General features: G+C 42.9%; 9 protein-coding genes. 4 read left to right on the top strand and 5 right to left on the bottom strand.

The window, feature by feature from the left end; translation table 11 throughout:
- Positions 1–200 precede the first annotated feature (200 nt).
- On the bottom strand, positions 201–3842 hold the full coding sequence (locus L8106_RS09695; protein WP_009784092.1) for a cadherin-like domain-containing protein: 3642 nt from the start codon (positions 3840–3842) through the stop codon (positions 201–203).
- Positions 3843–4093: 251 nt separating this feature from the next.
- Positions 4094–6592 carry a TIGR03032 family protein gene (locus L8106_RS32900; protein ID WP_198012921.1) on the bottom strand — a complete coding sequence of 833 codons (2499 nt, stop codon included), beginning with the start codon at positions 6590–6592 and terminating at the stop codon, positions 4094–4096.
- A 441-nt stretch (positions 6593–7033) separates the two neighbouring features.
- On the opposite strand from L8106_RS32900, the gene L8106_RS09685 reads away from it, so the two are divergent.
- Together L8106_RS09685 and L8106_RS09675 are read left to right on the top strand one after the other, a co-directional pair.
- Entirely contained in the window at positions 7034–8668 is a 1635-nt protein-coding gene (locus L8106_RS09685; RefSeq protein ID WP_009784089.1) for an alpha-D-glucose phosphate-specific phosphoglucomutase, read from the top strand.
- A gap of 524 nt (positions 8669–9192) precedes the next feature.
- The gene (locus tag L8106_RS09675) at positions 9193–9495 is read left to right on the top strand and encodes an RNA-binding protein (RefSeq protein ID WP_009784087.1); all 303 of its coding nucleotides are present in this window, start codon (positions 9193–9195) and stop codon (positions 9493–9495) included.
- 94 nt (positions 9496–9589) lie between these two features.
- On the opposite strand, the gene L8106_RS09670 is transcribed toward L8106_RS09675, so the two are convergent.
- Both L8106_RS09670 and L8106_RS09665 read right to left on the bottom strand, forming a co-directional pair.
- A complete protein-coding gene (locus L8106_RS09670) occupies positions 9590–10312 on the bottom strand; it encodes a hypothetical protein (protein ID WP_009784086.1) in 723 nt (240 codons plus the stop codon).
- Positions 10313–10494: 182 nt separating this feature from the next.
- Positions 10495–10851, bottom strand: a complete 357-nt coding sequence (locus L8106_RS09665; RefSeq protein WP_009784085.1) for a hypothetical protein — start codon at positions 10849–10851, stop codon at positions 10495–10497.
- Between the two features lie 484 nt (positions 10852–11335).
- Here L8106_RS09665 and L8106_RS09660 point away from each other — a divergent pair, with 484 nt between their 5' ends.
- The gene (locus L8106_RS09660; protein ID WP_009784084.1) at positions 11336–11674 is read left to right on the top strand and encodes a hypothetical protein; all 339 of its coding nucleotides are present in this window, start codon (positions 11336–11338) and stop codon (positions 11672–11674) included.
- On the opposite strand, the gene L8106_RS09655 is transcribed toward L8106_RS09660, so the two are convergent.
- Entirely contained in the window at positions 11675–12814 is a 1140-nt protein-coding gene (locus tag L8106_RS09655) for a quinone-dependent dihydroorotate dehydrogenase (protein ID WP_009784083.1), read from the bottom strand.
- 158 nt (positions 12815–12972) lie between these two features.
- Here L8106_RS09655 and L8106_RS09650 point away from each other — a divergent pair, with 158 nt between their 5' ends.
- A complete protein-coding gene (locus tag L8106_RS09650) occupies positions 12973–15780 on the top strand; it encodes a GAF domain-containing protein (RefSeq protein WP_009784082.1) in 2808 nt (935 codons plus the stop codon).
- Positions 15781–16018 lie beyond the last annotated feature (238 nt).

The raw sequence follows: 16018 nt of genomic DNA, 5'->3' as shown, positions 1-16018 counted from the left end.
TGCTAAAAAAAGTAAGTTTCTGAGGTTTAATTAGATTTTTCTTAATGTTGAAACGTCACATTATCGAAAATAAAAAGGGATATTTCAGACAATGACAGAAGAGAGATCATTAACTCTCTCCCCTGTCAATTGAGCTTAATCTCTAAACTCTCACGAAATGACCCTGCCTACTTAAAGGGGAATGAAAATTCCCACTCAACTTAAACAGTCATAAAATCGCTAGAAGTTAAAGTGGTTGTATCGACACCCACTAACGTCGCTAACACTTCCGAAGTCGAAGTTAGGATGATGTTATTACCAGAGAAGCTCAAATCACTGAAACTCAAGCCACCTGCTAACCCAATATCATCAGGATTTTCAAAATCAGTAATCGTATCGGTACCGTTACCCGCAGCCAAGACAAAAACATCCGGTCCGTTACCACCCGTTAACAGGTCGTTACCGAGGCCTCCATCGAGGAGATCTCGGCCATTGGTATCGTTACCATTACCACCGAGGGTATCATCACCCGCACCGCCATAGAGTTCATCTGAACCATTACCACCAGACATAAAATCATTACCCGCAGTGCCAGTCAGAGTATCTTTGCCATTGCCTCCAAAGAAGTTATTACCCACTGCTACAGTCACACTACCAATATCTGTGGCGATGCCGTCAGAAACGGTGTAATCAAAAGTGGCATTACCACTAAAGCCTGTAACAGGAGTAAAGACCACATCTCCGTTCCCATTAAGAGTAACAGCACCGTTAATGGGGTTGCTTACAGCAGTCACCGTGAGGATGTCACCATCAACATCGGTGTCATTGGCGAGTAAGTCAGCAGCAGGTATGGTCTGAGCTGTATTCTTAGCTGCACTGGCGGTGTCATCCTCTGCTTCTGGAGGGGTATTATCGGTAACGCCATCAATAGTAACATTAACAGTTGCCGTATCTGTACCACCATTGCCATCAGCAGTGGTGTAGGTAAAGCTGTCAGTATCGGTCTCCCCATCATTGAGGGCTTCAAATTGACCGTTGGGGTCGTAATTGTAGGAACCATCAGCATTGAGAGTTAATAATGCACCAGAACCCAGAGTAACTTGAGTACCGACATCCGCAGCTTGACCATTAACTTCAGTCACAGTTAAGGTGTCATTTTCAGCGTCATTATCGTTGGTGAGGATGTTGCCTGTGGTAGCAGTGTCTTCATCAGTAGTTACACTGTCATCAACTGCAACAGGAGCATCATTAACAGCAGTAACGGAGAAAGTCTGAGTTTGTCCGGTTAAGGTATCTGTTCCATCAGTAACATCGTAGTCAAGATTAACTGCACCATTAAAGTCAGCATCAGGAGTGAAGGTATAAGTTCCATCACCGTTATCTACTAAAGTGCCGTTATCAGCAGTCAAGTTAGCAACAGACAGGGTATCACCATCTACATCGCTGAAACCTGTTAATAAGTCAGCAGCAGTAATAGTAATAGCAGTATCTTCAGCAGTATCGCCTAAAGTTGCAGTAGGTGAACCAACAGGAGCATCATTAACAGCAGTCACAGAGAAAGTCTGAGTTTGTCCGGTTAAGGAAGCTGTTCCATCAGTAACATCGTAGGCAAGATTAACTGCACCATTAAAGTCAGCATCAGGAGTGAAGGTGTAAGTTCCATCGCCGTTATCTACTAAAGTGCCGTTATCAGCAGTCAAGTTAACAACAGACAGGGTATCACCATCTACATCGCTGAAACCTGTTAATAAGTCAGCAGCAGTAATGATAATAGCTGTATCTTCAGCAGTGTTGCTTAAAGTTGCAGTAGGTGAACCTGTGGGAGCGGTATTATCGTTTACGCCATCAATAGTAACCGTAACAGTTGCGGTATCTGTACCACCATTGCCATCAGAAATGGTGTAGGCAAAGGTATCAGTCGCTGTTTCCCCATCATTGAGAGATTCAAATTGACCGTTGGGGTCGTAGCTGAAGGTTCCATCACCGTTATTGGTTACAGTACCGAGAGTGCCAGTGGTGTCTATGCTATCAACTGTGAGAGTATCCCCATCTGCGTCGGTGTCGTTATTGAGAACATTGCCAGTGGTGAAACTTGTGTCTTCATCAGTGGTGAAAGCGGGGTCTGCGGTGACAACGGTATCATTCTCAAAATAATTGAGATTGCCGTAACGTTCCCCAACAAGAGCATCAAGGTCTCCATCTCCATCCACATCAGCAAAGGTGGGAGTGCTAATAGAACCCACATCAATGCCATCAAAGGGGTTGTTGGTTCCTGTTTGTTCTACATAACTAGGAGCCGTGGTACTGCCTGTATTCTCAAAATAATTGAGATTGCCGTTAAATTCCCCAACAAGAGCATCAAGGTCTCCATCTCCATCCACATCAGCGAAGGTGGGAGAGCTAAAAGAACCCACATCAATGCCATCAAAGGGGTTGTTGGTTCCTGTTTGTTCTACATAAATAGGAGCCGTGGTAGTGCCTGTATTCTCAAAATAATTGAGATTGCCGAAACGATCGCCAACAAGAGCATCAAGGTCTCCATCTCCATCCACATCAGCAAAGGTGGGAGAGATAAAAGAACCCACAGCAATGCCATCAAAGGGGTTGTTGGTTCCTGTTTGTTGTACATAAATAGGAGCCGTGGTACTGCCTGTATTCTTAAAATATTGGAGATTGCCGAAACGATCCCCAACAACAGCATCAAGGTCTCCATCTCCATCCACATCAGCCAAGGTGGGAGTTTTACGAGAACCCACAATGCCATCAAAGGGGTTGTTGGTTCCTGTTTGTTGTACATAAATAGGAGCCGTGGTACTGCCTGTATTCTTAAAATAATTGAGATTGCCGAAAGCTCCCCCAACAACAGCATCAAGGTCTCCATCTCCATCCACATCAGCAAAGGTGGGACTACTAGAATAACCCACATCAATGCCATTGAAGGGGTTGTTGGTTCCAGTTTGTTCGTTAAAGTTGGTTTCGCTCAGGAATCCATCATCAACGGCAACGGGCGCAGTATTAACAACAACAGGAGCATTCTCAAAGAACAGGGTATTGCCATTACTATTACCGACAAAAGCATCTAAGTCCCCATCCCCATCTATATCGGTAAAGGTGGGGGCAGCAAAATCCCCCACATCCGTCAGTCCGAAGGGGTTGGTGGCTTCTTGGGTAAAGGTGGGAGCAGTATCAGTTCCCGTGTTGCGGTAGAACAGGGTATTACCATTTTTTCCACCGACAAAAGCATCCAAGTCCCCATCATTATCAATATCGGCAAAGGTGGGTTTAACAAACGACCCCACATCTGTCAGTCCGAAGGGGTTGGTGGCTTCTTGGGTAAAGGTGGGTGCAGCCGCAGTTCCGGTGTTGCGGAAAAACAGGGTATTGCCATTACGTTCACTGACAAAAGCATCCAAGTCCCCATCCCCATCAATATCGGCAAAGGTGGGTGCAGCAAACGAACCCGCATTCGTCAGTCCGAAGGGGTTGGTGGCTTCTAGGGTAAAGGTGGGTGCAGTCGCAGTTCCCGTTTTGCGGAAAAACAGGGTATTGCCAGTGGTATTACCGACAAAAGCATCCAAGTCCCCATCATTATCAATATCGGCAAAAGTGGGGACAGCAGAAAAACCCACATCAGTCAGTCCGAAGGGGTTGGTGGCTTCTAGGGTAAAGGTGGGTGCAGCTGCAGTTCCGGTGTTGCGGAAGAACAGGGTATTGCCAGCACTATTCCCGATAAAAGCATCCAAGTCCCCATCATTATCAATATCGGCAAAGGTGGGTGTAACATTATTCCCCACCTTCGTCAGTCCGAAGGGGTTGGTAACTGGGGCGATGAAATTGGGATCATTGCTTTCTGATGGTGGCATAATCAATTAATTCCTCTAATTTGATAAAGTTTCAGTGTTTTCAAGTTTTAAATGACAGAGTGACTAACCACCCAATTCAATACTGCTCGGTTAACGAACATTGGAGATCCCCCTTAGTCCCCCTTAAAAAGGGGGAAATAGAGCCATTCTTAGTCCCCCTTAAAAAGTGGGAAATAGAGCCATTCTTAGCCCCCCTTTTTAAGGGGGGTTGGGGGGATTGCCTACGGCACGCTACGCGAACAAAACTTTAACTAAGCAGTATTGGAACCCAATTGCTTAAAAGCAATATAAGAATGAGTCACTTCCATCAGATAGGGTTCTAAATGTTTATGTACAAACTCCAGCATCGCCGGATTTTCCTGTTGCACTGCGAACAAACAGTAAGGAACTGTACTGTCCACTTGACGCAGGATAGACTGGGATAACAAAGAAATCCCCCGTCCTAACCGTTGAAACCGTTTGTCCACAAACATCGTCGAATAACGAATCGCATCACTAGCGACTCGGTGAGTTACCATCCAACCCACTAATTGAGTCTCATAGCGCAACCCCAAGCTGTTCAAGGGTTCAGCCGGAGTCTTGCTAAAGGGACTCAAGGAGGTTGGATAGTCCAAATTTTCAAGCTGTTTTTGGTCTGCATCTGTTAATTCACTCCAAGGAAAAACGGTAAATTTGTTCGGTAGGGGATACTTCGTTAACCAAGGTGCTTGAGATACTTTCTCGGTGGTGGTTTTCCCCAATAAAAAGTTGACTTGTGTCTGCCAGTTTTGACGTTTCAATAAAGGTTCTAAGGCTAAATTTGTGATGTCAGTAGATTTATAAACCAGCTTCATTTGCCCACAACCTAAAGCGGTTAAACCCATTTCCAGAGTTTTGATTAAACCTGTGCCAATTCCCTGATGGCGATAATCTGGTAAAACAAACAGAGAAAACACTTCAACTTCTGGTTGTGTCTGGGGTTGGGTTGAAAATATCTCCGCCAACACTAACCCCACTTTTTCCCCTGCTAATTCGGCAAGTATCCCCACTAACTGCCCTTTCGGTTGTTGACGACTCCACCGCTTTTGAATTTTTGGAAAACTCAAATGGTTGTAAGACAAAGACTGTTCAACGGTTAAATTCTGGAGAGCTTGATATCGAACAGTAGGTTGATCTGAAACCAACATCTCACCATTAGGCGGTTTTATCCATTTATTCCTCTGGCGGAACTCTCCGTTAATTTGAGGGGGTTGCCACTTTAGCTTTTGCAGTAAGGGTTCTAAAGCCAGGCGGGTCATCGTGCTACTTTCATAAGTCAGGGTTAACTGTTGACACCCCTGTACTCTTAATTCTTTTTCCAGATGAATCAGTAATTTTGACCCTATTCCCTGGCGGCGACATTCGGGTAATACTAACATTGAAATAATGTCAGCCGTTTCTACACTCACCCGTTCGGCAATCACAAACCCTACTATTGACCCTTCCACCGCAGCAGAAATTCCCAATAATTCACCTTTGGGGGGTTGGGTCTCCCAGCGTTGTTGCAAACTGGGATAAGTCAGTGCATCGTAAGTTAAAGCATTACTGGTATTGAGGTGATAAACTCGCTGATATTTGACCGAAAGTTTTTCCCGTTCCCCTTGCACTTGTTGAGGTAATCCGGCAATGGGGGCCGATTTACCGATACTCGGACGTTTAACTGTCGGTTTTGTGGTAATAATTCCCTTACTTTCAGGAAATGTCACCAGTCGTTGAATTTCATCTCCCTGTAAACCCAAAGCTTCCGGTTGCCGAACCCCAGGCAAAATTACAATATCGAACAGTTCCTCAACAGTTGAGCCAATGTGTAGCCAGTGAACGACTTTCCCATTATTTAAGTCAATCACCATTAAGCCACAGTGAGCCGTATTTCCCTCAGCCTTGAGGCGTTTTTCTAGGGCTAATCCGGTAAAACTATTGGAACGCAGTTTGGACAACCCCACCACAGCCAAGTCTCCCCAAAATGCTAACCCCCGCACAAATCCCGGACAGAAGGTAATGGGTACAAATTTACCGCCCTCAAGATATCCCAGTTCTCCGGTTCCCGAATTCAGCAACCACAGTTTCCCCTGATACCACCGAGGAGAATGGGGCATCGATAAACCTGTAGTGATAATTTCGTTGTTCTGCACATCGATAACCACTCCCCCATCCGAGCGACAGTTACGCCAGCCCGCCGCCGTATCCGTTGCACTACAAGCCGTCATATAAGCTGGTTTGCCCTCCACCATAGCCAAACCGTTGAGGTGACACCTATCTTCAGGGACAAGTTTGCTAATAAAGGGCGGTTGCCACAGGGGAACAAAACTATAGTCTGGACTTAGGGTCGCCAAACAACTAAAATCGGTGTTGACAAAAATCAAGTTTTGTGAATCATCCAACACCAAATCATGGACATTCAAATCCCCTGTGATGTAGGAAGTCCGAGGGACATAGAGGCGATCGCATTCCCCATACTTTTCTCCTGCCTCCAAAAGGTTATCAAACTGCCAGAGTTGGTAACGGGTACTCATGTACAGGCGATCGCCCGTGGCATAAAGTCCCATCGGCTTGTCGAATAGCCGTTCGTGGAATTTGAGGCGTCCGTTGGTCTGACTGCTGATGAAAAAGAGGCGATTTGTTTGATAGGTCGTGAAAGCCAGACTCAAATTTTGTTTAGTCAACCAAACTGCCAAGTCAGGCGATGGCATGATTTCCAAGGCTGGCGTAGCCGTTGGGCTAGGAACATTCATAGATGCAAAAAAAAGTAAGTTTATAAGGTTTTATCAGAATATTCTTATAGCAGTAAAGCAGCTTATTTATCCCTGTTTGATTTTTGACGTACAAAATACTATACATCAAGTGGATTTTATATTAACAACTTGTCCTTAATTTGTACAATACCCCCATCGTATTTGCACTATATCTTTACAAAGCCTTTACAAATCCAGTGATTCAAGTTTATATTAGGGGAGTTTTTGTCAAAAAAGTTGGTGTTTTTAGAGTGAGTTTTTGACGGGAAAATCTAAACCGTGTCTTCTTTCAGCTATCGTTCTATGCAAATGTATGAAGACAGGTTTCGGTTACAGACCCATCTACCTCTGATCTGCCTATCCCTCCCCAGATAGAAAAGTTGAAGGAAAGGGGATGATTGCCGATACAATGTGGGCAGAAGTTCCTGCTGTAAAATTGGTATGAATATACGCACGGTTTCAACTCAGCCCTTTTCGGATCAAAAGCCTGGAACCTCTGGGCTACGCAAATCGGTTCCTGATTTTCAAAAACCCCATTATCTAGAAAACTTTATTCAATCTATCTTCGACACGCAAGAAAGCCTTGAGGGTCAAACGCTGGTCGTTGGGGGAGATGGTCGCTACTACAACCGTCAAGCCATTCAAATTATTCTGAAAATGGCTGCTGCAAACGGTGTTGGACAAGTGTTAGTCGGCTGTGGCGGTATCCTCTCAACTCCGGCTGCTTCTTGTATTATTCGTAAACATAACGCTTTGGGCGGGATTATTCTCTCAGCCAGTCACAACCCGGGTGGCCCTAATGGCGATTTTGGCGTTAAATTTAATACCAGCAATGGCGGGCCGGCACCGGAAAAAGTCACCGAGGCAATTTACGAACGCACCAAAGTTATTGACGCTTATAAATTACTAGAAGCAGCCGATATTAACCTAGAAACTCCAGGTAGTTTTAAACTGGGTAGCATGGCGGTTGAAGTCATGGATTCTGTGGTTCCTTACCGGGAATTAATGGAGTCTTTATTTGATTTTGAAAAAATTCGCCAACTGCTGACTTCTGGCAATTTTAGAATGTGTATGGACTCGCTCCATGCTGTTACTGGACCCTATGCAAAAGCCATTTTTGAGAAATATTTAGGTGCGCCAGAGGGAACAGTTCAAAACGGAGAACCTTTAGAAGATTTTGGCGGTGGTCATCCCGATCCAAACTTAGTTTATGCCCACGATTTAGTTGAAGTTTTGTTTGGTGAAAATGCACCAGATTTTGGGGCGGCTTCCGATGGCGATGGCGATCGCAATATGATTTTAGGTCGGAACTTTTTTGTCACTCCCAGTGATAGTATTGCGGTATTAACGGCTAATGCTCATTTAGTTCCGGGTTACAAAAACGGTTTAGCCGGGGTTGCCCGTTCAATGCCGACTTCTCAAGCTGTTGATCGCGTCGCGGCAAAATTAGGAATTGATTGTTATGAAACCCCTACAGGTTGGAAGTTTTTCGGCAATTTATTAGATGCGGGAAAAGCCACACTTTGCGGTGAGGAAAGTTTTGGAACGGGTTCAAATCATATCCGCGAAAAAGATGGTTTGTGGGCGGTTTTATTCTGGTTAAATATTCTCGCTGTGCGCGGAGAATCGGTTGAGGATATTGTTAAAGAACACTGGAAAACTTACGGCCAAAATTATTATTCTCGCCATGACTACGAAGAAGTCGAAACCGATCCAGCAAATAAATTAATGGAAGGTTTACGTTCTGGTTTGGGGGGAATGAAAGGTAAAAAGTTCGGGCGTTATGAAGTCGAATACGCCGACGATTTTAGTTATACCGATCCGATTGACAGTAGTGTAGCTAAAAAACAAGGAGTTCGGATTGGGTTTACTGATGGTTCTCGGATTATTTTCCGCCTGTCGGGAACCGGAACAAAAGGCGCAACATTACGGGTGTATTTAGAAAGTTATGAATCTGATGCGAGTAAACATGGTTTAGATCCCCAAGAAGCTTTAGGAGATTTAATTTCAATTGCCGATGAAATTGCTCAAATTAAGGCGATAACAGGCCGTAAAGAACCTACTGTTATTACCTAAGCTTTTGGTCAAATTTTTAGGGATTTAACCATCAGTTCCCCCTTTCTTTCTCCAAATAGGAGGTTAGGGGGAAAAACTAAAAATATTTGAATTTCTGTTGAGATGAGTTCATTCTCACTTTGAATTGCGATCAGGGTGTTAAAAGCAAGCAGATCATTACATCCAACACAATCTCTTTCCCTAAAATAACCCGAAACGTTTTTCAGCAATTCCTCAGCCTTGGGAACCTATTCTTGAAGATGATGACTCGTCACTCCTGCTTGACCCCAATCTTCCAGTCATCTCCCGAACCCGTCCAAAAAAGTTAACAATTCCCCTAAAAAACCTTCCTGTCAGCATTTCTTGAATTTCTACCCCATTGGCAAACCCTCACTGTGTCAAAAACTTATGCTATAATAAGATCCGAGTATAGTTTCGGTTGCAGTTTTTGTTTTCAGTGTTGACAGTTTTGTTCTGCTTCATTTTTTCCAAGCTTGCCTCCGAATATTCTATCTCTACAACGGTTTGATTGAAGGAGGTAACATATGTCTGTATATATTGGTAATCTTGCCTACGAGGTTACGGAAGATGACCTTAAGTCTGTGTTTACAGATTATGGTTCGGTTAAGCGCGTTCATATCCCCACCGATCGCGAAACAGGTCGCTCTCGCGGCTTTGCGTTTGTCGAAATGGATACAGATTCCGAAGAAACATCCGCTATTGAAGAACTCGATGGGGCGGAATGGATGGGACGCGATCTCAAAGTTAATAAAGCCAAACCTCGCGAAAATAGCGGTTCCTTTGGAGGAGGCGGTCGTCGCGGCGGTCGTTCCGGTGGCGGTTACTAAGACGGGCTACTGAGCTTATAAAGCTTTTATTTAGTATCCATCGTAGTCTAAAAAGGCAGGGTTTTACACCTGTCTTTTTTAAGTTTATCTTTTTTTATCTAATTTTCACGGTCAATTTATAAGTTGCATTTCCCCGAGTTCCCCCCACAATAATCTCATAACGACCCGTTGCAGGTAAAATCAAGCTAGACTGAGTTTCTTCTGAGTTAAGTATTTCTCCATTAGACGCCATCACTTCAAAAACGGCATTATTTTCTAACGAACTCAGATCAATTTCCATCTTTTGACCCTGTTTCGCATCGAGTAAATAAATATCTCGACTCCCTCGAATAACTGAATTTTCTACTGTCCCCGAACTCGCCCCTCTTGCAAATTGAATTCTAGACACCAAACAAGGAACTCTTTCATAAACCTCTCTCCCCGTATTGAGAAAATCATCCTCTAACTGCCAATTTTCTTGACTTTTTTGAGTATCGAGTTCAATTTTTGTGATAATATTTAGCTTTAATTCTTGATCTTGTTTTGTTCCTTGTAAAGTTTGAAAATAAGATGTATAGTATCCGACTTCTTCATTATGAATTGTCGCATTTACATGACCTGTAACTTGATTTCCTTTTTCGAGATAAATTCGAGCCACTGAAGATAGGGTTTCATTTTCTAAACTAAAACAATAGCCTGAAAGTTGATTATTACTTTGATTTTGAGCAATAGAAGTTGATCTTTGCAGGCGTTGTCTAGAGGTAGATTGAGCAAAACTGAGCGCAGAACCCACACTCAACAGCACTAGAACTAAAACCAGTAATTTAAGCGATTTCATCGTTATTCACTTGTTTATTTAAAGTCTTCTTTAGACAATTACACGATTGGTAGAATAGATTCCTGAAAAAATAGAATTTTATATCTTGATATGAAGTTATAGCAGAAGTCATGAGGTGATAATTGTCAGCAGGGGCTACTTTTAAAGTTAAACTATTCGCGAATTGGAATAAATTTAATCATTTACTCAACCACAAACACCTCAACCTTCATCGCACTTTCAACTTCTTTACTTTCTACAATATATTCTTGAATATAGGCACAATCTACTGTAAAAATTTCAGTTTCAAAATCAACAAAAACAGTTTTCAAAATCATATAAGCCATATTACTAACATAGGAAACTTCTACAGGTAAAAACCCAATTTCTATATGACTTTCCGTATGAATAATATACTGAATTGTCACCAAAATCTCTACATCATCATCAATCTTTAAGACAGGTGCATTTTCGATCACTCCAGAATCTTGAAAATTTTTCAGCACAATTACCTGTCCCGGTTTGAAGCGATAAGCTGTTTGAGTTGAATTAATCTTCATATAACAAAATTGTTAGGGGGTAAACAAAGATAAAAAGTTAGGGTCAGCAATACACTGAAAACTATCCTAGATTATTATAATTATAAGTGACAATCTTTTTTCTGTAAATCGTTAAAAAAATTTACCAATTAATCAGAAGTTTAAGCAATATTAACTCATTGTTTTTCCGCGCATCCTTCAAACACTTTATTTCCCAAAATGAGCGTCGTCTTGTCTCAAAAGCAAAAAACCGCTAGGATTTCCCTGAAGTGGATAAAAAGGATTTTGGATTCATCTCAATCTGACTGCTTAGTGATCTAAATCGATCTACACCTCCTCAAACTGCAATTCTGAGCAATTTTGGAATTAAGAGTACCCGGGAACAGTCAAACAATTATCTCATTGGGACTTTTGCAAACTCTATCTAGAGATGCTTGTTTTCAACAATTACCCCCTTGATGATACATTAATCTAATGATTAAGCTTGTCATCGGTTGCATCTTTTATGTTTAGACCCAAAGCAGTGATCATTACCAATGCGGGAGTGTATTTAGCGGCTCTCTATCCGGCTTTAATGGGAGCTATTTTTACATTAGGGTTTGATTTAGACTCCGAACCTGAAGACTTGTTAGAGATGAATATCGAGACAGGTTTGAGTTTTATTCTCACAAAAACTTTATTTTATTCAATGGCAACTTTCCCGATTATAGCAGCAGTTTGTATTGCTTTAGCGTGGAGTTTGTATAAAATCAGAGTCATCAAGCCCGCCATTTATATTAGTTTTATTCCTTGGATTAATATTGTTTTATTTATGCTCACAGGTTTATGGATTTTAGCCTTTTAATCAATAATCTTTGTGTTGTAAACCCACCGCTTGCGAAATCGATTCTAGTCCCTGTTCTTCTAACTTTTGTAATAATCCCGTTAAAATATTCCGAATCATTCCCGGCCCTTCATAAACCCAACCCGTATAAACTTGAATTAAACTCGCACCTGCTGTAATTTTTTCCCAAGCATCATCTGCCGTAAACACACCCCCAACCCCAATAATCGGTAACTGTCCTTGTGTTTTTTCCCAAATCAAACGAATCACTTCTGTAGACCGTTTTTGTAGGGGTTTGCCACTAATTCCCCCCGCTTCTTCCGTCGGAGATTTTCCAGTTTTGGCAATGGTTTGAGTCCTTAAACCCTCCCGAGAAATCGTGGTATTGGTTGCAATAATTCCCGCTAACTGATAAGTTTTTGCCAGTTCCAGAATATCATAAATTGCCTCATCTTCTAAATCTGGCGCAATTTTTACTAATAATGGTTTTTTAGCTTGATTTTCCTGTTGCAAACTGTGTAAAATCTTGCTAAGTTGTTCAGCATCTTGTAGCGATCGCAATCCTGGCGTATTGGGAGAGGAGACATTGACCACAAAGTAGTCACCGCACGCTTTCAAATCTCGAAAACTTCCCAAATAGTCATTAGAAGCATCTTCTAAAGGAGTGACTTTGGATTTACCTAAATTAATCCCAATGGGAATCGATAAAGATTGACAAGTCTCACGACTTTGTAACCGAGTGGCGAGGGCTTTTGCCCCTTGATTATTAAACCCCATACGGTTTAAAACCGCTTCATCTGACAGCAGACGAAATAATCGCGGTTGGGGATTACCCGGTTGAGGATGAAAAGTAACCGTTCCCAACTCAGCAAAACCAAAACCCAAACTTCCCCAAATTCCTACCGCCACTCCATCTTTATCAAATCCTGCTGCTAAACCCAGGGGATTATTAAACGGTAAACCCCATAATGTTTGGGTGAGACGGTGATCCGACTGACAAAAAGAAGACCGAATTTTTGACTCAATCCAACGAGAAGGAGGCTGAGTCGAAGTGCGATCAAGCCAACTCAACAGGTGCAATGTTTGATGATGCGCCCACTCTGGATCAACGTTCAACCCAGAAAATAAAATTGGTCTAATCCCAGAACGATAAATATCCAACAATTTCTCCTAAAATCTTCTTAACGGCATCATCAAAAATAAAACCAACAACTCTATAGTTTCAGACTATGCAGCAAAACGATTAAAAGTCCTGTGATCGCCACTCACCGTGGTGAGATTTTAATCAAATTCAAAATTTTTTAAAGAGTTTAATTCCTATGGGGCAGCATTCAAATTCAACAGGTCGGGTGCAGGCGATGACCCTCAGTCAAGTTCTCCAAACATTGCGAGAACAAGACAACGTAGATATCCTATTGCAAATCAGCTTATCCTATCTGCAAACGAAATTCAACTATCGTTTAATCTGGATTGGTTTGTACGATCGCCTCGACCATCAGTTAGTCGGTAAAGGGGGAATCACCCCCGATGAGGAAAGAAGTTTTCTCAAACAACGATTTCCTCTGATCGCCGGAGATTTACTCGAACAAGTGATCATTCAATTACAACCCATTACGATCGCCGACTTACAAACCGAAACCCGAGCCGGAGAGTGGTGTAAACTCGCCCAAACCTATAATATTCACTCAACCCTTCTCTATCCACTGCGACACAAAGATCGCGGCTTTGGCTTAGTCTTACTCGGATCAAGTGAAAAAGATCGCTATCTGGAAACCACCGAAACCGAATATCTTTCGATCATCTTAGGGGGACTAGCAACCGCACTGCATCACATCGAAACCGACTGGCAACGTCAGCAAACCAAACATCCGAGCGCCTCCCTACTCAAATTATTATCTGAGTTTCGTCGTTTTGTGCGTCTCGATCACTATCTCGAAGCCGTCGTTAAAGAAACCCATCGATTTATTCAACCCACACGCACCAATATTTATTGGTATCATCAAGACGGACGTTACTTTTGGCGACGTAGCAGTAACCTCAAAAAAACACCAGAAGCCATGATTACCCGTGCGGCTTCCGGAATTAATCTACAAGATTTAACCGAGTTCTATCAAGCTTTAGCCAGCGATCGCTTAGTTTCAATTGGTCAATCTCACAGCACCCTCAAAGCCGAAATTACGCGACGCTTAATGCGAAGAATGCGAGTCCGATCTTTACTCGCCGCCCCGATCATTTTTAACCGAGAACTCCTGGGATTTTTAGCGATCGAAGGAAAACACCCTCGCATCTGGCAAACCACCGAGAAAACCTTTGTCCGAGGAATGGCTCAACTCCTGGGCGTGATCGCACCTCTAGCGGACATGAACGACACAATCAAAAAAATCAAGCAAAATCACGCCTTAACCGCAGAAATCGCCCGAGCCATTGTCACCGATGAAGACTGGCACATTCTCCTCTCCAGTAGCGCCGAGCGCCTGTGTCAGCGTTTAAAAAGCGAATACTTTTTTCTACTCGAAGAACGACCCACCAACCACCAGTTTGATCTACTGTATCAAAATCCACTGCCCGATCATCGCTTGCTCACCACCCCTCTAGCAATGCTCACCCTTGAAAACGAACAGCAGTTTCAAGACAGAGGCATGATCGCCGTCGAACAGTGGGATGACAACCCCACCCTATCAGCTTGGAGTGAACCCTTACGGGAAATAGGAGTGCGATCGCTATTAGTCTGTCCAATGGATGATCATCCCGGCATCAAAACCCCAACCAGACGTCGTTCACTGCTCGTTATTGGTCATACCAGCCCTCGCACCTGGACTCAAACCGAATCAGCCTTAGTGAAAATAGTCGCCCAACAATTAGGGTTAATCTTGCAACAATGGCACCTCAACCATCAGGTGGAAGTTCAGCATCAACTTAGTCAGATGAGTGCGGTCGGTTGGCAGATTAGCCAGCAAACCGATGAAATTTGTGAGTTAGAACGTCGCTTTACCGAACAAATAGCCCTGAACTTGTCGAGTCATTTGTTGCTTCTTGTCACCTGGACAGAAAGCCAAAAACACGGTGAAATCGTTCAGCGCTATGAACAACAACAGTCCGTTCTCCCGGAAACAAATATTACCATAGATATTGAGCAGGATCCTTTGATTCAACAGGTTTTAGGAACGGAAGGGATTGTTTGCCAAGACATCAACAGTCTACCGACAATTACCCGTCAGTGGCTCAATTGTCCGTCCGATTGTGATCAAATTTGGGCGATCGCATTACGAACTCATTCCCAACATTTATCCACAGGTGTACTGATTCTCGATTGTCCTCATTTCGAGGATGAATCTCAACAAACCCGTCAGCTTTTAGAGGGATTTGTAACTCAGTTGGCCTGGATGCGACGCTCTCTAAGAGTTCAAAGTAGTTTGTCTCAACAACGAGAAGAACTCGAATGGCTCAACTGGTACAAACAACGGCGTTTAGAAGAACTTTATCGTGTGGTTGGGAGTCGAATCAAACAACTCACTGAACTCAAACAATCCCCCTTTCCCGATATCGATGAACATAAATATCAATTGACGAATTTGCGCTATCAACAGCTTATCCGCCAAATTAGTCAGACTTTAGCTTCGACTTCATCATTACTCAAACGGGAGCAGTGGCAACTTCATAATCGCCATGATTTAATTGTTGTTTCTAACTTACTACGACGAGTTCACGATCGGATTCAACCCGTGATGAAAAATCGCCAACTTTTGCTGCAACTTCAACAACAGAGGAATCTCTCGTTAACCGCCGATAGTCTTAAACTGGAACTGGTCTGTTATGAATTGTTGCTGATCGCTTGTTATCGAGCGCCGTTAAAGGGGGTAATTGAGATTACCGTTCAAGCATTAGATGAACACTATCTGGAATTTGTAATTACGGATCAGGGTCTGATCCATCCTCACCTGATTCGGGATCTAGAAGCGGGTCGATCTTCTGATTTGCTGAAGCCTTCTACCCTAGATCGTCCACCCGGTCAACATTTGATGATTGTAGAGCGTATTCTTCATCAGATGGGAGGTCAGTTTCAACTCCAAAAACTTGATCCGGGTCAAATTATCACTCGGTTGATTTTACCGATCAATATATCATAATTTTCTTGTCGGTAAAGCTTTTTTAAAGCAAACCTGTAAAAACTGTAAAGATTTGGTCAAGTTTACGGTTTAGAATCTGTTGTCAGTGATTTCTATTCAGCAGAGGAAGTTGCCAATTTTAAGTAATTACTCATACTCTTGATGCAAAATAAATATGATCACTCTATCTTTAGTCGTAGTCTTCTATTGGTCAACAGTCAGGATAAGTGTTACAACTATCAAGGAGTCATACGGTCTA

The sequence above is a fragment of the Lyngbya sp. PCC 8106 genome (genome assembly GCF_000169095.1).
GTDB lineage: Bacteria > Cyanobacteriota > Cyanobacteriia > Cyanobacteriales > Microcoleaceae > Capilliphycus.
The sequence above is the reverse complement of the archived record's forward strand: the minus strand, read 5'-3'. Positions and strand labels throughout refer to the sequence as shown.

Excerpts from the sequence above, each read along its gene's own strand:
- L8106_RS09695 (WP_009784092.1), bottom strand. The coding sequence starts at position 3,842 with ATGCCACCATCAGAAAGCAATGATCCCAATTTCATCGCCCCAGTTACC.
- L8106_RS32900 (WP_198012921.1), bottom strand. The coding sequence starts at position 6,592 with ATGAATGTTCCTAGCCCAACGGCTACGCCAGCCTTGGAAATCATGCCA.
- L8106_RS09685 (WP_009784089.1), top strand. The coding sequence starts at position 7,034 with ATGAATATACGCACGGTTTCAACTCAGCCCTTTTCGGATCAAAAGCCT.
- L8106_RS09675 (WP_009784087.1), top strand. The coding sequence starts at position 9,193 with ATGTCTGTATATATTGGTAATCTTGCCTACGAGGTTACGGAAGATGAC.
- L8106_RS09670 (WP_009784086.1), bottom strand. The coding sequence starts at position 10,312 with ATGAAATCGCTTAAATTACTGGTTTTAGTTCTAGTGCTGTTGAGTGTG.
- L8106_RS09665 (WP_009784085.1), bottom strand. The coding sequence starts at position 10,851 with ATGAAGATTAATTCAACTCAAACAGCTTATCGCTTCAAACCGGGACAG.
- L8106_RS09660 (WP_009784084.1), top strand. The coding sequence starts at position 11,336 with ATGTTTAGACCCAAAGCAGTGATCATTACCAATGCGGGAGTGTATTTA.
- L8106_RS09650 (WP_009784082.1), top strand. The coding sequence starts at position 12,973 with ATGGGGCAGCATTCAAATTCAACAGGTCGGGTGCAGGCGATGACCCTC.